The sequence below is a fragment of the Micromonospora trifolii genome, from assembly GCF_022229005.1.
Classification (GTDB): domain Bacteria; phylum Actinomycetota; class Actinomycetes; order Mycobacteriales; family Micromonosporaceae; genus Micromonospora; species Micromonospora trifolii.
In genome coordinates, this window is sequence record NZ_JAKKFD010000020.1 from 95,168 (window position 1) to 114,201 (window position 19,034).

Annotated in this window: 16 protein-coding genes; 12 read left to right on the forward strand and 4 right to left on the reverse strand. The window is 71.6% G+C overall.

Going from position 1 to position 19,034, the window contains the following annotated elements; all coding sequences use genetic code 11:
* Window positions 1–44 precede the first annotated feature (44 nt).
* The 9 genes from NIE79_RS13420 to NIE79_RS13460 all read left to right on the forward strand — a co-directional run bounded on the left by NIE79_RS13420 (window position 45) and on the right by NIE79_RS13460 (window position 12,571).
* Window positions 45–1,004: a hypothetical protein gene (locus NIE79_RS13420; protein WP_238678864.1), complete on the forward strand. Its 960-nt coding sequence runs from the start codon at window positions 45–47 to the stop codon at window positions 1,002–1,004.
* A gap of 18 nt (window positions 1,005–1,022) precedes the next feature.
* The gene (locus NIE79_RS13425) at window positions 1,023–1,880 is read left to right on the forward strand and encodes a spermidine synthase (protein ID WP_238678865.1); all 858 of its coding nucleotides are present in this window, start codon (window positions 1,023–1,025) and stop codon (window positions 1,878–1,880) included.
* A gap of 125 nt (window positions 1,881–2,005) precedes the next feature.
* Window positions 2,006–2,698 carry a sigma-70 family RNA polymerase sigma factor gene (locus NIE79_RS13430; RefSeq protein WP_091400696.1) on the forward strand — a complete coding sequence of 231 codons (693 nt, stop codon included), beginning with the start codon at window positions 2,006–2,008 and terminating at the stop codon, window positions 2,696–2,698.
* Window positions 2,695–3,477 carry an anti-sigma factor family protein gene (locus tag NIE79_RS13435; RefSeq protein WP_238678866.1) on the forward strand — a complete coding sequence of 261 codons (783 nt, stop codon included), beginning with the start codon at window positions 2,695–2,697 and terminating at the stop codon, window positions 3,475–3,477. The genes NIE79_RS13430 and NIE79_RS13435 overlap by 4 nt, the downstream gene beginning before the upstream one ends.
* A gap of 204 nt (window positions 3,478–3,681) precedes the next feature.
* On the forward strand, window positions 3,682–4,329 hold the full coding sequence (locus tag NIE79_RS13440) for a hypothetical protein (protein WP_238678867.1): 648 nt from the start codon (window positions 3,682–3,684) through the stop codon (window positions 4,327–4,329).
* A gap of 210 nt (window positions 4,330–4,539) precedes the next feature.
* Window positions 4,540–6,597: a DUF6541 family protein gene (locus tag NIE79_RS13445; RefSeq protein WP_238678868.1), complete on the forward strand. Its 2,058-nt coding sequence runs from the start codon at window positions 4,540–4,542 to the stop codon at window positions 6,595–6,597.
* A 345-nt stretch (window positions 6,598–6,942) separates the two neighbouring features.
* A complete protein-coding gene (locus tag NIE79_RS13450; RefSeq protein ID WP_238678869.1) occupies window positions 6,943–8,754 on the forward strand; it encodes a stealth family protein in 1,812 nt (603 codons plus the stop codon).
* Window positions 8,751–9,737: a hypothetical protein gene (locus NIE79_RS13455; RefSeq protein WP_238678939.1), complete on the forward strand. Its 987-nt coding sequence runs from the start codon at window positions 8,751–8,753 to the stop codon at window positions 9,735–9,737. Before NIE79_RS13450 ends, NIE79_RS13455 begins: the two co-directional genes overlap by 4 nt.
* On the forward strand, window positions 9,734–12,571 hold the full coding sequence (locus NIE79_RS13460) for a stealth family protein (protein WP_238678870.1): 2,838 nt from the start codon (window positions 9,734–9,736) through the stop codon (window positions 12,569–12,571). The genes NIE79_RS13455 and NIE79_RS13460 overlap by 4 nt, the downstream gene beginning before the upstream one ends.
* A gap of 48 nt (window positions 12,572–12,619) precedes the next feature.
* Here the strand turns inward: NIE79_RS13460 and NIE79_RS13465 are convergent, their stop codons facing one another.
* Window positions 12,620–14,533, reverse strand: coding sequence for a stealth family protein (locus NIE79_RS13465; protein WP_238678871.1), 1,914 nt, complete (start codon window positions 14,531–14,533; stop codon window positions 12,620–12,622).
* Window positions 14,534–14,956: 423 nt separating this feature from the next.
* Here NIE79_RS13465 and NIE79_RS13470 point away from each other — a divergent pair, with 423 nt between their 5' ends.
* Window positions 14,957–15,877, forward strand: a complete 921-nt coding sequence (locus NIE79_RS13470; RefSeq protein ID WP_238678872.1) for a DNA-3-methyladenine glycosylase family protein — start codon at window positions 14,957–14,959, stop codon at window positions 15,875–15,877.
* A gap of 22 nt (window positions 15,878–15,899) precedes the next feature.
* Here the strand turns inward: NIE79_RS13470 and NIE79_RS13475 are convergent, their stop codons facing one another.
* Window positions 15,900–16,403, reverse strand: a complete 504-nt coding sequence (locus tag NIE79_RS13475; RefSeq protein ID WP_238678873.1) for a DUF1990 domain-containing protein — start codon at window positions 16,401–16,403, stop codon at window positions 15,900–15,902.
* Between the two features lie 95 nt (window positions 16,404–16,498).
* Between NIE79_RS13475 and NIE79_RS13480 the strand changes: the two genes are divergently transcribed.
* Entirely contained in the window at window positions 16,499–16,993 is a 495-nt protein-coding gene (locus NIE79_RS13480) for a GNAT family N-acetyltransferase (protein ID WP_238678874.1), read from the forward strand.
* On the opposite strand, the gene NIE79_RS13485 is transcribed toward NIE79_RS13480, so the two are convergent.
* Both NIE79_RS13485 and NIE79_RS13490 read right to left on the reverse strand, forming a co-directional pair.
* Window positions 16,968–17,390, reverse strand: a complete 423-nt coding sequence (locus NIE79_RS13485; RefSeq protein WP_238678875.1) for an SRPBCC family protein — start codon at window positions 17,388–17,390, stop codon at window positions 16,968–16,970. The genes NIE79_RS13480 and NIE79_RS13485 overlap by 26 nt on opposite strands.
* Before the next feature lie 155 nt (window positions 17,391–17,545).
* On the reverse strand, window positions 17,546–17,758 hold the full coding sequence (locus NIE79_RS13490; protein WP_238678876.1) for a hypothetical protein: 213 nt from the start codon (window positions 17,756–17,758) through the stop codon (window positions 17,546–17,548).
* 135 nt (window positions 17,759–17,893) lie between these two features.
* Here NIE79_RS13490 and NIE79_RS13495 point away from each other — a divergent pair, with 135 nt between their 5' ends.
* Entirely contained in the window at window positions 17,894–19,009 is a 1,116-nt protein-coding gene (locus NIE79_RS13495) for an ATP-dependent DNA ligase (protein ID WP_238678877.1), read from the forward strand.
* Window positions 19,010–19,034: the final 25 nt, after the last annotated feature.

Consider the following 19,034-nt stretch of genomic DNA (forward strand, 5'->3'; position numbering starts at 1 on the left):
TCGGTGAGCGCGAGGAGTGCAGCGCGGATGGGACGGACCGCCCCGTGAGTGACGCCGCGTTCTTCGTGGATTCGTGGGATCCGGCGTACGGGGCGTCGTTCGAGGCGTCCGCCGCCGGGCCGGCCGCGCCGAGCAGCGCCCAGGTCGACGCTGACGTGGAGGTGCCCGCCGTGGACTGGCGGGCGATCGGGGTACGCCAGGGGGTGCGGGCGCCCGACGTGGTGTTGCTGGTCGACGGGGTTCGCCGCATCGACGCGAGCATCTGGACGGCCGAGTCCGACGGCCTGTCGTTCCCCGGGTTGGCCGCCTCGTACGCGGCCGGGGTGGTCCGGTGTGACCTGGGGCGGGGTGCGGCCCAGTTGGCGGGCACCCGGGTTGGTCGGGGCCTGTTCACAGCGAGCCCGTCGGCGCAGGATGTGGTGGCGGGTGCGATCCGTTACCCGGTGCACCGGGTGGGTGGCACCGGTGAGCTGGCGAAGCTGCCGGCCGCCGTGCAGGGCCCGCTGACCGCGTTGGAGGTGGCGGTGTCCGACGCCGCCCGGGTCGACGGTGACCTGTTGGTGGTGGACGGCCCGCTGCGCAGTCGTCGGCAGTTGCCGCGCACCCTGGGCTACATCAAGACGCAGCACAGTCAGTATCTGGATGCCCGGCTGACCGCTGTGGTGACGGGAATGGCGTCGGGTGAACGGTCCCCGGTGTTCCGGCTCGGCACCGCCTGGGGTGGTTGGTCGTGGTATTTGCGGCTGCCGGTGGCGATCGGCGCGCCGTGGGCGGGCGTCGTCCGGGTGGAGTGCTCCGCCGACCTGCCCGTCGAGGCGGCGATCGAGCTGGCCGACCTGTCGCTGGTGACCCTGCCGCGCTTCGCGTCCACCCCGTACAAGGATCCGCGGGCCCCGCAGAACCTGATCCCGATCGCCGGCCTGGAGCGCCGACTGCGGGCCCTACTCGGCGACTCCCGGCTGCTGCACCGTGCGTTGACCGCCGCGGCCCGCGCCGCCCGGTGAACGCGGATACTGGTTCCGGTGGGGCGTAAACGGGCGGGTGACCGGGTGGTCGAGCAGGTGGACACCGGGCTGGCGGAGCTCGTCCCGGCTCCGGACCGGGCCGGCTCGTGGACGCTGCTGCTGGACGGCGCGCCGCAGTCGCACGTCGACCTGACCGACCCCACCCACCTGGAGTTCGAGTACGTGCGGCGGCTGGCCGCCGCCGTGGATCTGATCGCACCGGCCGGTGAGCCGTTGCGGGTGCTGCATCTGGGTGGTGGTGCCCTGACCCTGCCCCGGTACGTGTCCGCCACCCGGCCCGGGTCCACCCAGCGGGTGTCCGAGGTGGACGGTGCGCTGGTGGAGCTGGTCCGTCGGGCGTTGCCGTGGCCGTCCGACGCCCGGTTGCGGGTTCGGGTGGAGGACGCCCGGGCGGTGCTGACGTCCAGCCGGGACGCCAGCTACGACGTGGTGGTCGCCGATGTGTTCGCCGGTGCGCGTACTCCGGCTCACCTCACGTCGGTGGAGTACGCCGCCGAGGTGGCCCGGGTGCTCCGCCCCGCCGGTTGGTACCTGGCGAACCTGGCCGACGGTCCGCCGCTGCGGCACGCCCGTGGGCAGGTCGCCACTGTCCGTTCGGTGCTGCCGCAGGCCTGTCTGGTGGGGGACGCGGCGGTGCTGCGTGGGCGGCGGTACGGGAATCTGGTGCTGGTCGCCGGGCGGTCCACACCGCCGGTGCCGGAGCTGACCAGGCGCGCCGCCGGCGACTGGTTCCCCGGCCGGGTGGTGGCCGCCGACGACCTGGACCGCTTCGTCGGTGGCGCGCAGGTGGTGCGGGACGCCGACGCGACCGGCTCCGATCCGCCACCGCCGGGGCTGTTCTCGGTGCGCCGCTGACCGTCCACTCGACTGCGGCGGGGAAGTTTTTTCGTCGTCTGTTGATCCGCTGGGGCCGGCGCTGCGTACCACCGGGCGGCCCACCTCGTGGGCCGGCGTTGGTCACGGACATCCCGGAGGTCTGCATGCACGCGGTGGCGGCCGGTTGGCATGGCGACGCGGTACGCGCTGACTGGTTGTCGGCGCGACCCTCGTCACGGTCAACCTCGTCTGCCCGAGGGGTCGACGCGCGGGCGACGCCTCGCCAGAATGGTCCGGTGACGCCGCGACCGGCGCCCGGGCGCCATCAGGCGACGACAACCGAGGCCAGCCACTCCGACCAGTTGATCCGTCAGCTCTATGCCGAGCACGCCGGCCCGTTGCTGATGTTCGTCATGCGCCTCACCGGGGGGGACCGGCAGCGCGCGGAGGACATCGTCCAGGAGACGCTGCTGCGGGCCTGGCGCAATGCGCACCGCCTCGGCACCCAGGGGCAGGGTTCGCTGCGGCCGTGGTTGGTCACTGTGGCCCGTCGCATCGCCATCGACGAGCACCGCAGCCAGGAGGCCCGGCCGCCGGAGACGTACGACCGGGACCTCACGGCGTTCGCCGAGGCGGACAGCACCGACCGGGTGCTGCGCACCATGACGGTGGCGGACGCGCTGCGTACGCTCAGTCAGTCGCACCGGGAGATTCTGATCTCGACGTACTTCCGGGGGCGGACGGTGCCGGAGGCCGCCGAGGAGTTGGGCCTGCCGCTCGGCACCGCCAAGTCGAGGGTCTACTACGCGCTGCGCGCGCTGCGCACGGCTCTGCAGGAGCGGGGGGTGACAGAATGAGCCGGCCGGACCACATGGACGTCGCGGCGTACGCGCTCGGTGTGCTCGACGAGCAGGACACTGAGCGGTTCGAGGAGCATCTCGCCACCTGCTGGGCGTGCGCGGCCGAGCTGGAGACGATGGTGCCGGTGGTCGGGCTGCTCTCCGACATCGACGGCGAGACGATGATGGCGCTGGAGCAGACGGCGACCGACCCGGCCCTGCTGGACCGGACGCTCGGCGCGGTCCGGGCCGACCGGCGGCGTACCCGGTTTCGTCACCTGCTCGCGACGGCCGCCGCGGTGGTGGTCTTCGGCGGTCTGACCGGGTACGGCTTCGTCAGCGTGACCGGCAACGAGCAGCCGCCGGGTGTGCTCGCCGAGTCGACGCCGAGCGCACCCAACGACCCGCCGACGAGCGTGCCGACGGCCGCGCCGAGCGGCCCGGGTGTGGGCGGCACCGAGGTGGAGGGTGACCAGGTCGAGGCGACCGACCCGACCACCGGTGTGCAGACCACAATGTTCCTGGTGACGAAGGATTACGGCACCCGGATCAATTTCAGCCTGCGGAAGCTGCCCGGCCCGCGCGTCTGCCGACTGGTGGTGGTGCGCAAGAACGGCGGCACCGAGGTCATCTCGAGCTGGTCGGTGCCGGAGGGCGGTTATGGCACCAACACCCGACCGCAGGGTCTCGAACTGAGCGCCTCCACGTCGGCTCTGCCGAAGGACATCAAGCAGCTCCAGGTGCAGTCCGTGGATGCCAACGGCGTGGCGAGTCCGCTGGTCACCGTACCCATGTAAGCGCGGCTACCGCATCGGCGCCGGTCATTGTCACAATGACCGGCGCCGATCTGTCGTTACGCGAAGGGGCCCCTCGCGAGGGCGTACGCACGGCGGCCGGAAACGGTTCAATCAGTTTAAGTGAAATTGACCACTGTTACTACTTCAACCTTGACAGCCTGCCCGCCGTACCTATGGGTGAACTGTCAAGAATGAGGAGGGCACGTGGCACAGATGAAGCGGACCGTCATCGTCGCGAGCGCGATGGTCGCACTAACGGCCTGCGCTCCCGCGGGTTACGACGGGGCGAACTCGAGCGCGGCCGAGCCGGTCGCCGTCGCCGCGGCCGAGCCCACCGCGACGGTTGAACCTGAGGCCTCGGCGTCCCCGGAGGCGCCCGCCGCCGACGCCCCGCCCGCGGACGTCGACCTGACCGAGAAGCTGGTCGGCAAGAGCGTCGCCCGGATGGGCAAGGTGGTCACCGACCAGGACGGCTGGATCCTGTACCGCTTCGACAAGGACACCGCCGACCCGCCGTCGTCGAACTGCGTCGACAAGTGCGCCGAGGTGTGGCCCCCGGCACTGACCGACGGCAACCCGGAGCTCACCGGCGTCTCGGACGACAAGGTCGGCAGCGTGACCCGGCAGGACGGCACCCGTCAGCTCACCATCGCCGGCTGGCCGGTCTACCGCTACATCGGTGACAAGAAGCCCGGCCAGTGGAAGGGCCAGGCTGTCGGTGGCACCTGGTTCGTGGTCCAGCCGGACGGCAAGAAGAACCTGAGCTGCCTGCCCAAGGGCACGCCGAAGGCGGTCGCACCGCCGGCGGACAGCGGCTCGAACGACGCCGGCGGCTCGGGCTACTCGTACTGAGCCTGGTCGTCCACGAGGGCACGGTGGTCGGTCGTCGCCGGGGAGGGCGCGACCGGCCACCGTCGTGCTGAGCGGCCTTCGGGGCTCAGCCGCATCAGCCGTTCCAACGGCAGCGCCCCCATTCGGCACCAGGAGGGCACCGCCCACCGCCCTCGTTCCGGTACTCTTCCGGCCGCTGCGGCTGCGCGGCGACACGGGAGGGAACCAATCTTGACCACACTCATCGCCCTTCTCGTGGCCGTCGTGCCCGGGGCGCTGCTCGGCTTCGCCCTTCCACCGGGGCGGTACCGCTGGGTGGCCTGGGCGGCCGCCCCCGCCCTGACCCTCGGCCTGATCGCGCTGGCGATGGCCTGGCTGCCAGCGCTCGGGCTGCCCGACAGCGCCTCGGCGGCGCTCGTCGCGGAACTGCTCCTGGCCGGCGCCGCTGTCGCGCTCTCCCGGCTGCTGCACCGGCGCAAGGCCGTTGACCAGCAGCCGACCGCCGAGCGCGACGCCGACGACACGAGCGACGACCACCGCCGCTCAAAGATGTCGCGCTTCCGGATCCGGCCGGTCCTGCCGCGCCGCGCGGACCTGATCGCCATCACCGTGCCGTCGGTGGTGACCCTGGCGTACGGCTGGGCGATGGTGGGAAGACTCGCCGCCACTCCCGGCTGGGACGCCATGAACCACGGGTACATGGCGAGGCGCATTCTGGACACCAACAGCGTCGACATTCCCTCGGTGTGCAGTTCGGGTTCGACCGACACGGTCGTCTCCTGCGAGTTCTATCCGCTGGCGGAGAACGTCGCCTGGGCGCAGGCAACCCACCTGTCCGGCGGGTTGCTGAGCACGACGATGACCGCGTGGGCGATCGTCATCGGGCCGCTCGCCCTGGTCGCCGGCATCTACGCCGCCGTCCGGATCCTCCGCGGAGGACCGGTGATCGCTGCCGCCGCCGCCACCGCTCCGGCCTTCCTGGGCCCAATGTGGACCTCACTGATCACCGGGCGGGTCAACGAGCAGACGGCTCCCTGTCTGGCCGGTGGGGTCGCCCTGCTGCTCGCACTATCCCTGCGCGGCCCACACCCGGTGCGGCTCGGCCTGCTGGCCGGCCTCGGGGGCGCCGGCATCGTGATGATGCACTCGTACGACGTCCTCTTCGTCGGCGTACTCGCGCTCGGTTTCCTCCTGGTGGTGCCGGGGGCCCTGACCTGGCGCCGCAGCGGGGCGGGCATCGGCGCGGCGGCCGTCGCGGGCCTCGTCCCGATCCTGCCCCTGGTCGGCGTCATCCTGGGCGCCGGCGGTGAGCGGATCACCGAGCCGCCCGACCTGCTCGGCCAGTGGGGCAAGGCGATCGAATACTGGGTCACCGATCCGCAACGCTACGTGCTGTGGGGCTTCCCGGGGCCGGGCAGCGATGCCCAGCTTGGCGGGTTGGCCGTTCAGGTCGGCGTCTGGATCGTCATCGCGTGCCTGCTCGCGTCTCCCCTGTCGCTGGTGCTGCCGCAGGTGCGCTGGGCCCGCCCGTGGCTGCTGGCCGGCGTCCTGTTCACGCTCCTGGGGATCTGGACCGTCGCGTCGGGCTCGTCGGCCGCACAGGCCCTGGCCGGCCTCTGGTACGGCGACGCCGAACGACCCCGTTCGATGATCTTCCCGGTGTACGGGGTGCTCACGGTGGCGGGCGCGACAGTCATCGGGTTGGGAGTCCAGTGGCTGCTCGTGCGGTTCGTCGCCCGTGCCGGGTCGCTGCGCGGATCCGCTGTCCCCACAGCGGTCGCGGCCTCGGTCGTGGTGGCGAGTCTGGCGTCGCTCGCCCTGGTGCCCGACACGTGGCGCCCGCTGCGCAAGACGATGGTGCAGCGCGCGCCGGTCGGGCCGGAGTACACCCGGACCTTCGAGTGGCTGGCCGAGCACACTCCGCCGGACAAGGTGGTGGCGTACGACAGGCACCGGCAGTTCATGTCCTGGGCCCACGCCGACTACGGCGTCCCGACGTTGTTCGGGATCCCGCCGCTGGAGAAGGTGGGCCGGGACAACTACACGGACCGGTGGCGGGCGTTCACCTGGCTGGTGAACCAGAAGGGGCCGAAGAACCAGGGCTGCACGGTTCGCCGGTTCGGTATCGAGTACGTGGTGGTTGGCGGCCGTGACTACAAGGGTTGGCGGCCGAACTACGAGCAGAAGCGGCTCGACGACAGCAAACGGGTGACCCTGGTCCACCGGGAGGGCCACGTGCGGATCTACCAGGTCACCGATGCGGGGCGGGTCTGTTCGTCCGCGCAGTGACGTGTCGCCGTCGGCACCGACGGTACGACGTGAATGGCAAATGCACCATTTGTCAGATGTAATCCGAACGGACAGTTACCCCGAGGTGAGGAGAGGGTGTTCCGGCGGAGATCGCACTGGTACCTTTCCGCTGCGCGACCGGCGGGGTGAGGCGGCCGCCCATGCGGCATGCCCGCACAGGCGGTGGGACGACGCCGACCGCTCGCCGGTCGACGACAGGAAACGGGGGCAAGGCGTGGAACGCAGGGTGATCGTTGCCCTTCCGCGGTCGGAACGGAGTGGCCCGGCCAGCCCGCGCCGCCGGACCGCGAGTGACGCACGTACGCGTCGGAACGGCGGTCGAGCATGATGCTGCGCCCTCACCGGGTGGTGCCGAAGGCGTACCGGGACAAGCTCATCCAGCTCGTGCCGCCTCAGCGGCAGCTCTGGCTCGTCCGTCGGCTGACCCAGGTCACCGCCGCCCGCCGATCCCGGACCGCGCCCGGTGAGGTGCGTCAGGTCCGGGATGTCGACGGCCACCGCGTGCAGGCCCGGGTCGTGGAGGAGGCGACGCCGCTGGCCCTCCGGCAGCGCAACCTGGACCTGGTCACCCGGGCGCTCGACAAGGCCGGGATCGACGGTTTCCACGTGCGGCACGCCGACGACCTGCGCAGCGCGATCGCCGTGCCGCGCAAGCACCGGGTGAAGGTGCTCAAGGTGCTCGCCCGGGCCACGTCGACCGACGGGGTCACCCTGCGTTTCGTCGACTCCGGCCGCCGCGAGGTCAGCGCCAGCCACCGTGACGCCATCGCACAGGTCTTCCACGCGGTCACCGACCCCTTCGGTCACACGGTCCTCGGCAGCGCCTTCGCCTGCGAGGTCGAGTTCTGGCGTACGGTCTCGCCGCAGGAGAAGCCCGAGGCGGACCTCGTAGCACCGCGCGGCAACCAGGTCGCCACCGCCGTACCGGAGACGGGCGAGACGATCCGCGTCCCGGCGTCCCAGCTCAGCCGCTTCGTGCCGGCCGGTGGGCCGGCCACCTACCGCACCCGTTCCGAGTTCGCCGGCCTGGGCCACGAGCACATCACCTTCCCGATCGACCTCGTCTACACCTGGGTCGACGGTGACGACAGCGACTGGCAGGCCCGGAAGAACGCGGCCCTGCGCGAGCACGGGCAGGCCGAGATCAATCTGGTCGGCGCACACTCCTCCCGCTACGCCAGCCGCGACGAGCTGCGGTATTCACTGCGCTCCGTGGTGTCGTTCGCGCCGTGGGTCCGGCAGATCTACCTGGTGACCGACGACCAGGTCCCGCCGTGGCTGGACGTCGAGCACCCGACGGTGCGGGTCGTGCGCCACCGCGAGATCTTCGGTGACACCGGCCAGCTGCCGACCTTCAATTCGCACGCCATCGAGTCCCGGTTGCACCTCATCCCGGGCCTCAGCGAGCACTTCATCTACGTCAACGACGACATGTTCTTCGGGCGCCCGCTGCTCCCGACCACGTTCTTCCACGCCAACGGCATCGCGAAGTTCTTCCCGTCGCCGGCCCAGTTGGACGTCGGCCCGGCGACCGTCTACGACGCACCGGTGACCGCGGCCGGCAAGAACAACCGCCGGCACATCGAGGAACGGTTCGGACGCACCATCACGCAGAAGATGCGGCACGTCCCCTACCCGCTGCGCAGAAGCGTGCTGGAGGACATCGAGCGGCACCTGCCGGCCGAGGTGGTGGGCACCGCCGGGCATCAGTTCCGGCACCCGAAAGATCTCTCCATCCCATCCTCGTTGCAGCACTACTGGTCGTTCTTCTCCGGTCAGGCGGTGCCCGGGTCGATCCGCTACACGTACGCCGACCTGGCCGAACCGTCCACCCCGGTGAAGCTGGCCAACCTGCTGGCCCGGCGACACTGTGACGTGTTCTGCCTCAACGACACCGACTCGGGCGAAGTCCTCCTCTCCGAGCAGCTCGCCATGCTGACCGACTTCCTCTCGGCGTACTTCCCGTTCCGGGCGCCGTTCGAGCTCCCGGCCGAGGTCGAGGCGGAGCGGGCGAGGATGACGGCGACGGCGCGGGCCGCGACGTACCTTCCGGAGGCCGCAGCGGTCACCGGTGAGCAGGCCCTCACGACGGGTGGGGTCGACGGGACGACCGACGAACCCGAGTGGGTCCGATGAACCCGGCCGACCGGATCGCGCAGCCCCGCCTGCTTCAGGCGATGCACGGTGCCCGCCGTCGCGCCGGTCTGGTCACCGACCGGCTCGTCGAGCGGGTCACCCGCCTGCGGCACGACCCGGTGGCGGGGCTGCCGCCGGCCGACTGCGACTTCTTCGCCGTCCTCGACGGGCGCACGCTGCACGTGCACGTGGTGCTGCCGGCCGACACCGCACCGACCGACCGGGCCGCGATCTTCTTCGTCCGCGACGGCGAAACGCTCCGCTGCCCGGCGAGGGTCCGGCGGGAGGCCGGCCGGCTCGCCGTGGAGGCGGTGGCCCGTCTCGGTGACTCCACCGACGAGATCGCGCTGGGCAAAGGCACCTGGTCGGTGGGGCTCGCTGTGGACGCCGGCCCGGCGGGTGAACGTCGCTTCTCCCTGACGGTCGAGGAGACCCCGGATCGGGACGGACCGACGGTGGGCAACCCGCCGCACCCGGTGTCCGGCTGGTCGTACCGGCCGGGTCGCAGCGGCGACGGGCTCGCACAGCTCACCGTCACCGGCGCGCGCGCCAGGGCCGAGGTGGTCCAGCTCGCGACCGGCCACGCCGAGGCCCGGATCCGGGCCCGGTTCATCGGCGTACGGGCGCAGGACGCTTCGGCGATCGTCTTCACGCCGCGGGGCGGTGGCACCGACGTGGTCGTGCCCATCGCGCCGGTGGGCGACGACTTCGAGTTCGTCGTACCCCTCGCCGACCTGGCACCGGACCAGCTGGGCGAGGAGGTCATCTGGGAAGCGTGGGTGCGCACCTCCGCCACCCGGATGGTCCGGCTCGGCCGGTTCCTGCACGACCTCACCGACCCGCGTACGGTCCTCCGCGTCAGCCGGGCCGTTCTGCCGCTCGACGGCGACCAGTTCGCTGGTTACCGCCCGTACTACACCCCAGCCGGCAATTTGGCGGTGGCCTGCCTCCGCTTCACACGTTTCACGGGGACCCCTAGTTGAAGATCACCTTCCTCCTGCTGACCGCCGATGCCATGGGCGGCACGGAGCGCGCCATCCTGACGCAGGCCGACCACCTCGCGCGACGTCACACAGTCGAAGTGATCAGCGTCTACCGCACCAGCGTCGAGGGCTTCTTCCAGGCCGACGAGCGGGTACGGATGCGCTATCTCGTCGACCTGACCGGCCCGGCCCCGCGGCCGATGCGCCCGACGAACGTCGACGACGAGGCGTACGCGGCGCTGTACCGCAGTCCGAGCCGGTTGATGCCGGCCCGGTGGGAGAAGCAGGGCAGCCGCCTGGCCGACCTGGAGATCGACCGGGCGCTGCGGTCGCTCGACACCGACGTGCTCGTCTCCTCCTCGCCGGCGCTGATGGCCATGGCCACCACACTGGCACCGCCCTCCGTGGTCACCGTGCACCAGGAGCACCGGCCGTCGCAGTTGCGGGGCGGAACCGGCGAGCCGCTGTTCCAGTTCGCCCCGCGACTGGACGCGCTGGTGGTGCTGACCGACCGCACCCGGGACTGGTTCGTTGACACCTTCGCCTCGTCCTGTCCCCGGATCGAGGTCATCCAGAACAGCATCCCTGACGGGTTCCGTCCTCGGTCCACGCTCCGCAACCCGGTGGTGAGCGTGGCGGGCCGGATGGTGCCGGAGAAGCGCATCGACCACGCCATCCGCGCCTTCCGCACAGTCGCCGACTCGTACCCGGAGTGGACGCTGCGGATCTTCGGCGACGGCCCGCTGCTCGGGGAGATGCGCGGCCTCGCCGCCGACCTCGGCCTGAGCGACAACGTGCAGGTGCTCGGACCAACCAACCGGATGGTCGAGGAGTGGTCGAAGACCAGCATCGCGCTGCTCTCCTCACGCGACGGTGAGGCACTGCCGTTGGTGCTGCTGGAGGCGTTCGCGGCCGGCGTGCCGGCGGTGGCGTACGACATCCAGACCGGTCCGGCCGAGATCATCACCCACGGCGCGAATGGCTTCCTGGTCAGCTCGGGCGACATCGACGGTCTGGCCGACGCGATGATGAAGCTCATCGCGGATGACCAGCTGCGGCAGGACTTCGGTGACAGTGCCCTGCGCGCCGCCGAGGACTACCGCATCGATCCGATCATGCACCGCTGGGAGCAGCTCTACGCGGACCTGATCGCGGGGCGGGCCGAGGGCGAGCAGGCGCGTGCCGACCGGCTCGCGGCATGGATCGGGCGCACCGGCGGAGCCGGCTTCGCTCCCGCCGCTCCCCGTCCCGCTCATGTCACGAGCGGTTTGGACGTGGCGACCGTCGAGGAGCGCATCCAGGAGGCCGTCGCGGGGCTGGTCCGCTCCGGCGGTCGCCTCAGCGTCGTCCGGGACGACCTGACACCCGCCGACGCCGCCCACGAGAACTTCACAGCGGTGACCGATCTCCTCTGGCGCCATGGCATCTCCTACTGGGTGGCGCGCGACCACGGCGTCCGATACCGGATCGTGGTCGCCCCGGAGCATCGCGACGCGGTCTTCGCCGCCTTCGCGCAGGAGTTCTCCGCCGCGCCCTTCTACGCCGAGACCCTCACCACGGGGGCCAAGGTCACGGCCGTGACCCTCGCCGCGTGCCTCACCAGCGAGAGTCAGGCTGCCGAGGCCATCGGCCTGCGGCTGTTCCGTCCGGTGGTGTCGTCGTCGCGGACCCTCCGGTACGGGCCCGCGCTCGGCTGTGACGTCGAGTTCTGGACCCCGTCCCAGGACGGCTCGGCGCTGGTCGCCACTCGTCCCACACTGATCGGCCCCAGCGTCCCGGTGGCGGCCATGACACCGGCCACCCTGACCGTGCGGGGTCGGGAGCATCCCACCATCGAGCCCTTCACCCACCGACTCGTATCCGATCTGGACTTCCCGGTCGACGTCGTCTACACCTGGGTGGACGGCGACGACCCGCAGTGGCGCGCGGCCAAGGACCGGGTCCTCGCGGAGCTGGGGCGCGAGCCACTCGCCGCGGCGGACGGATCCGCTCGTTTCCGGGACCGCGACGAGCTGCGTTACTCGCTGCGCTCCATCGACATGTACGCACCGTGGGTCCGCAACATCTACGTGGTGACGGCGGGGCAGACCCCGACCTGGCTCGACACCGACCACCCCCGGGTCACCGTCGTCGACCACCGCGAGCTGTTCGGTGGACGCGGCACCCTGCCGACGTTCAACTCACACGCCATCGAGTCGCAACTGCACCACATCGAGGGCCTCGCCGAGCACTTCATCTACTTCAACGACGACTTCTTCCTGGGCCGCCCGATCCGGCAGACGCTGTTCTTCGACCCGACCGGCCTGGCGAAGTTCTTCCTGTCGCCGACGCCGATTCCGATGCTCGACGTCGCGGCGGAGGACGACTACAACTTCAGCGCGGCCAAGAACAACCGCCAGCTGATCCGGAGCGCGTTCGGTCGTACGCTGACCCATGGCCTGCTGCACGCGCCGTACGCGATGACCCGCAGCGTCGCCAACGACCTGGATCGGCAGTTCGCCGACGACGTGAAGCTCACCGCCACGTCCCAGCTACGGTCCCACTCGGACGTCTCGGTCGCGTCCTCGCTGCACCACTACGTCGGCTACCTCACCGGGCGGTCCGTGCCGGGCAGCATCCGGATGAGCTACGTCAACACCGGCGAGCCGTCGGAGCACCCGCAGCTGACCCAGATCATGACGACCCGGAGCTACGACTCCTTCTGCCTGAACGACACTCACCACGGTCACCTCGACGCGGCGGAGCAGGGCCGGATCGTCATGACCTTCCTCGAGAGCTACTTCCCCGTGGCCAGTCAGTTCGAGCGAGGCAGCATCCGTAACCGCGCCCGCTGAGCGGAGCCCTGTCGAGGTTCCCGCCGAGCGGGAACCTCGACTTCGGGTCTATCGCGGCGGAAGGTCCGGTCCTGGGCGGCGATCCTCCGCCTGGTGGGCGGCATGCCGGCCGGAGGCGATGCGGCCCGAGGGGAGCGTCGGCGCGTCCAGCCGCGGTCCTACCCGGGGTTTGTGCACCACTGCCGCGTCCCCATGCCGGCCGACCCGGAGTGCGGGGGTCGTCGGCGCGTCCAACTGCCTGCCGCGCCGGTCGGCGCCGCGAGCCTGTCGCCACAGGTCGGTGGCCCCGAGCTTCCGGCGTTCGGCGATCACGTCGTCGGGCAGCTCGAACGGGGCCGGGAAGGGCAGGTAGCGCGGCAGGAAGTCGGCCAGCATGCTCTCCTGCTCCTGGAACGCGTTCGGGTCCGAGTCGGTGTCGTTGAGGCAGAAGACGTCACGGTGCCGACGAGCGAGCAACTCGGTGAGACGGGCGGGCGTCGAGGGATGACCGAGGTCGGCGTACTCGTACTCGATGTCCCCGGGGACCGCCTGTGCGGTCAGGTACGCCCAGTACTGGTGCAGCGACGACGGGATCGAGAGGTCGCCGTAGTGGCGGAAGCGGTGCTGGGCGGTCGCCGTCACGTCCGCCAGCAGGGTGACCTCGATCTGGCGCATGATGCTGCGCCGGAGTGCGAACGGCGTGTGCTTCATCTTCTGGGTGATCGTGACGCCGAACTGCCGCTGGATGTGCCGGCGGTTGTTCTTTCCGGCAGCCTTCACCGGCGCGTCGGTCGGCTTCGCCTCACCCAGCCCGAACTGCGCCGGTGACAGGAAGAACTTCGCGATCCCGTTGGCGTGGAAGAAGTGCGTCGGCAGCAGTGGCCGGCCCAGGAAGACGTCGTCGTTGAGGTAGAGGAAGTGTTCGGCCAGACCGTCGATGCGATGCAGCCGGGCCTCGATGGCGTGGGAGTTGAACGACGACTGACCGCCGAGGTCGGCGAAGAGCTCGGCGTGCGACACGACGGTGACCATCGGGTGGGTCGGGTCGAGCCAGCTGGGCAACTGACTGTCGGTGATCAGGAAGATCCGGCGTAGCCACGGTGCGAAGCTGTGCAGCGAGCGCATCGAATACCGCAGCTCGTCGCGGTTGTGGTAGCGCGAGGTGTTCGCCGCGATCGCGTGCAGCGGACCATCGGGGGTGCCGAGTGCCGCCATCTTCCGCTTCAACCACTCCGGGTCCGAACCGTCCACCCAGGTGTAGACGGCGTCGATCGGAAAGCCCACCCGGTCGGGGGCGCGAACGGTGAGATCCCGCCGGGTGCGGTACGTGTGGTCGTCCGCCTCGGGCACGAAGTGGCTGAGCAGCGCGGCGGCGACCCGGACCGGCTCCGCCCCGGCGGGCGCCTCGTCGATCACCGCGTTGTGCCGGGGGGCGCGGACCACGTCGTCGTGTCGCGTCCAGAACTCGACTTCGCAGGCGAACTGCGCGCCGAGGACCACACCCGCTCGGGCATCGGTCATCGGGAACCAGATCTGGAACACCTCTGCCGGCGCCGCCTCCGGCTGATCCCGGCCGGGCAGCACCTCGACGACCCGGACGTGCGCGCCCTCCAGCGCGGGCGCCGACCGCACCAGCCGACTGACTGTGGCACGGTGGTCGTCGAGAACCGCTACCGAGCTGCGGAGGAAGTCGTCGTTACGCAGGCAGTGGTAGTCGATGCCGGCCGACTCCAGGGCGCTCGTGACCGCCGTCAGGTTGCGGTGCCACAGCTCCAACGGCGTGGCCGTGGCGACCACCTCGGCCCGGGTACGGACGCCACCGTCGGGCACCGTCACCCGGGCACCCAGCGGATGGACAGTGCCGCCCCCGCGCGGCCCGGAGAGGGTACGCACGACGCCCATCCGTCGGTGCGCGGGAAGCAGGTTGACCAGTCGGCGCCGCAGAGGTGGGGGCAGCGCGCGGTAGATCCGTAGGGCGATCATGCGGGAGGCCGTTCTGATCGGACGTTCACTCGCGCAGCCATCACCGCATGCCTCTCCACAGCTCCCCGTTACGCTGCGCGACGAGCCGGGCAGGGTCGAGGCGCACGCAGCGACTGCTGCGGATCACCGACCACCACCCAGCCCCGGGCCTGCCCGTTCCGGACGGGTATAGCCGCCGCAGGTGAGCCCGAAGCAGCATATTCACCTACTGGTCACCAAACAACCACACGATCGATGCCCGGCCCACCGACAATCGTCGCATATAATAGGCTTGCACCATTTCGCCCAATTAATTCTGTCCGTTCGGTTGGCGCGAATGCGGCACAACGGTGGACCGATGGTGCCTTCCCGCTGCTGCCGGATCCGGCGGTGCACCGGTATACCGGCTACCCGTGCCGCCTCGGTGCCTGGCACAGTGGCGGGGTGACCGCCACGGAGCCCGCCGCGACCAGGGTGCTGCACCCGCCGGTCGGCTACCGGCTGACCGCCTCGGTCCGCGCGCTCACCTTCAGCCCGTACGACCCGTGCGCCCGCGTGGCGGCCGGCACCTTCTGGTGGGCCACACGCACCCCGGACGGTCCGGCCACGCTCGCGCTGCGACCGGCTGGTGGCGAGTTGCTCGCGGAGGGGTACGGGCCCGGCGCCGAGCACGTCCTCGCTCGCGCCGACGCGATCGCGGGGCTGCGCGACGACCTGACCGGCTTCACCGAACTGGCCGCGGCGCACCCGCTGGTCGCCCGGCTGGCCCGGGAGCACCGGGGGCTCCGGATGCCCGCCACCGGGCAGGTCTTCCCCCGGCTGCTGCGCGCGGTCTTCGAGCAGAAGGTCACCGGCAAGGAGGCCTACCGGGCGTACGCGGCGATGGTGCGGCACTTCCGGGAGCCTGCTCCCGGCCCGTTGCAGCCGCTGCTCCTGCCGCCCGAGGCAGCCGCGGTGGCCGCGACCCCGTACTGGGTGTTCCATCCGTTCGGGGTGGAGCAACGCCGGGCCGACACGCTCCGTCGCGCCGCGGCGCTCGCCGACAGCCTGGAGCGCAGCACCGACGCCACCGACGCCACCCGCCGGCTGACCGCCATCCCCGGCATCGGGCCGTGGACGGCCGCCGAGGTGGTCCGGATCGCGTACGGCGACCCGGACGCGGTCAGCGTCGGCGACTACCACATCCCGAACACTGTGTCCTGGGCGCTCGCCGCCGAACCGAGGGGCGACGACGCCCGGATGATGGCCCTGCTGGAGCCGTTCCGAGGTCACCGGGGTCGGGTGTGTCTGCTGCTGGAGGCGGCCGGCATCCGGGCACCGAAGTACGGCCCGCGCGCCCCGATCCGCTCGTTCGCCCGGTTCTAGGGTCTCGCCGGCGCCACGGCGGTCAGCGACCGGCGCAGAGCCGACGCAGGGTACGGCCGAGCCACCAGGCGTACGTGTGCTGCACGGCCCGAACCGCCGGGCCTCCGGCGCGGGTGAACCAGCGGTCCGGCAGGCTGAACGCGCGGACCTCGAACCAGACCGCGCCGGCGTCGTCGCGGACGACCTCGAACGCCTCCTCGCCCCGCTCCGGGTGCCCGGGCAGGGTGCCGTAGCCGAAACCGGCGAGGGTGGGCGAGTCCGCGCTCCAGACCACCTGGCACGGCCCCCAGAGGCGGGCCGGGCCGACCCCGAGGCCGGAGGTCACCAGCACGCCGGCGGTGGCACGCGGCGCGTCGGTGCGGATCCGGACGCCGGCGGCGCGGTGCAGCCGCCAGCTCAACACCGCGTCGGCGGCCGTGTCGAAGCAGCCGCCGGGCAACGGATACCGGTGGCGCAGGTGGTGGTAACCGTCGGGCAGCGGCCCGTGCCGGGTCGACCCCACCTCCGGGTACGTCAGCTCGGCCACCGTTCCCCCTCGACCTCGACCGGACAGGGCCAGGGTACGACCGGCGCGGCCGGGCCGCCCGTCGATGGCGACGGCGGCTGTGGTGTGCTGCCCCGATGAACGCCGAGGCGAGCATCGTTCCGGCCGGTGTCGTGGACGCCGGCGAGATCCTCACCGTGCAGCGCGCCGCGTACCTGAGCGAGGCGCAGCACTACAGCGATCCGTTCCTGCCCCCGCTGACCGAGACGTTGGACGAGGTGGCGGCGGTGCTGGCCGGCCCGAGCATCGTGCTCGCCGCCCGGTTGGGGCACCGGCTGGTCGGCTCGGTGCGGGCCCACCTGGACGGGGACACCGCGCACGTCGGCCGCCTCTCGGTCGCCCCGGATCAGCAGGGGCGGGGTGTCGGGGCGCAACTGCTCACCGCCATCGAGCGGGCCTGTGCCGGCCGGGCGACCCGGTTCACCCTGTTCACCGGCGCGGGCAGCGCGCGCAACCTGCTGCTGTACCAGCGGCACGGCTACCGGATCGTGGCGCACCGCCCGGACCCGAACGGCATCCCGTTGGCAGTGCTGGAGAAGCCCGCCGTCAGCCCCGCTCGCAGCGACGCCTGAGCCCGTCGGCCTCCATCCGCACGTAGCTGCGGAACAGCCCGCCGTAGAGCCGGCCGACCAGGCCGGCCAGTGGGCCGGACTGGCTGAAGGCCAACTCGACGCGGGTACGCCCGTCGGGCAGCGGCAGCAGCCGGTGCTCCGCAGTGGTCCGCACACCGGGGGCGTCGGAGACCCAGACGAACTCCCGCCCCTCGGTCAGCTCGGTGACCCGCCAGACCGCCGGCCGCAGCTTCGGCTGGGTCAGTCGTGCGGTCGCGCCGACGGCGAGCAGACCCGGCTCCCCCCGCTCGGCCCGGGTGACCGAGTCCGTCCACTCGGGCCAGCGGGGCACGTCGGCCAGCACCGCCCAGACCTGATCGGCGTCCGCGGCGATCTCGGTATCGGCCTCGAACCGCATGGTGTCCCCTCCCCGGCGGCGCCGCTCGGCACCGCCACGGGTGCAGACGAGGCCGCCGGAGGCATTGTGACACCGACGCTCAACGCCGTCCGTCCCTCCTCAGTGGAGGCACTCCGCACCCGGTGGGTCCCAGCCGGACGCCGCCGCCGCGCCGATCAGGCGGCCTCGCGCAGGTCGGCCAGGGTGAGCGGGGTACGCCGACGCAGCAACTCCTCCAGCTCGGGCACCGAGCCGACCTCGCCGAGCACGTTCCGGCCGCCGCCGTACCGCTCCGGGTAGCGGCGGGTCAGCCGGAAGCGGTAGCGGCCCCGGATCAGCTCGACGCTCACCCGCCACCGCCCGCAGCAGCCACAGACCCACTCGGACACCTCGCGAAAGTAGCTCTGACCTGGGGTTATTCGATTCGCCCGGTGGGGACGCGCGGCGCGTAGCCGGACACGCCGCCCCGCCCTCCACGGTGATCTGCCTCACGACTGTCGGCACCGTCTGATTGACTGGTCGGCGTGGACCTGCCGATCAACCCCCCGGTCGAGCCGATGCTGGCCAAGAGCGTTCCCAAGCTGCCCACCACGCCCGGGGTGACCTACGAACCCAAGTGGGACGGGTTCCGGTGCATCGTGTTCCGCGACGGCGACGAGGTCGAGTTGGCCAGCCGGGGCGGCAAGTCGATGACCCGCTACTTCCCCGAGGTGGTCGAGCAGGCCCGCCGGCAGTTGCCGGAGCGGTGCGCGGTCGACGGGGAGTTGATCGTGATTCGGCGCGACGGGCCGAGCGGCCAGCCCCGGTTGGATTTCGAGCTGCTGGCCCAGCGCGTGCACCCGGCCGCGTCCCGGGTGAAGATGCTGGCCGAGACCACCCCCGCCGACTTCGTCGCGTTCGACCTGCTGGCGATCGGTGACGAGGCCCTGCTCGACCAGCCCTACCCGCGCCGCCGGGAGCGGCTGGTCGAGGCGCTGGCCGGGGTGCGCCCGCCGGTGCACGTCACCCAGGTCACCACCGACCCGGACACCGCGCGGCGCTGGTTCGACGTCTTCGAGGGCGCTGGGCTGGACGGTTTGATCGTCAAGCCGGCCGACCTGCCGTACGAGCCGGGCAAGCGACTGATGTTCAAGGTCAAGCATGCCCGCACCGCGGACGCGGTGGTGGCCGGCTTCCGCTGGCACAAGTCCGGCCCGGTGGTGGGTTCGCTGCTGCTCGGCCTGTACGACGACGCCGGGGTCCTGCACCACGTGGGCGTGAGTGCGTCGTTCAGCATGGCCCGTCGGGCCGAGTTGCTCGACGAGCTGGCGCCCTATCGGGACACCGCCGGCGAGCACCCGTGGGTGCACGGCGACCACGAGCGTGGCCAACGCATCCCGGGTGGGGTCAGCCGGTGGACCGGCACGAAGAACCTGGAGTGGGAGCCGGTGCGCCCGGAGCTGGTGGTCGAGGTGGGCTACGACGCCATGGAGGGCGAACGGTTCCGGCACACCGCCCAGTTCGTGCGGTGGCGCCCGGACCGCGACCCCCGGTCCTGCCGCTACGACCAGCTCGACCGGCCGATCCGCTTCGACGTGGACCAGGTGCTGCGCGGCGACCCGACGGCCACCGTGGACCGAGCCGCCACCGGCTCGGCGTAGCCTGGCCGTCGACCCGATTCCGGAG

Coding starts and splice junctions, on each gene's coding strand:
- NIE79_RS13430 (WP_091400696.1), top strand. CDS start 2,006: ATGCACGCGGTGGCGGCCGGTTGGCATGGCGACGCGGTACGCGCTGAC.
- NIE79_RS13435 (WP_238678866.1), top strand. CDS start 2,695: ATGAGCCGGCCGGACCACATGGACGTCGCGGCGTACGCGCTCGGTGTG.
- NIE79_RS13450 (WP_238678869.1), top strand. CDS start 6,943: ATGATGCTGCGCCCTCACCGGGTGGTGCCGAAGGCGTACCGGGACAAG.
- NIE79_RS13455 (WP_238678939.1), top strand. CDS start 8,751: ATGAACCCGGCCGACCGGATCGCGCAGCCCCGCCTGCTTCAGGCGATG.
- NIE79_RS13465 (WP_238678871.1), bottom strand. CDS start 14,533: ATGATCGCCCTACGGATCTACCGCGCGCTGCCCCCACCTCTGCGGCGC.
- NIE79_RS13480 (WP_238678874.1), top strand. CDS start 16,499: ATGAACGCCGAGGCGAGCATCGTTCCGGCCGGTGTCGTGGACGCCGGC.
- NIE79_RS13485 (WP_238678875.1), bottom strand. CDS start 17,390: ATGCGGTTCGAGGCCGATACCGAGATCGCCGCGGACGCCGATCAGGTC.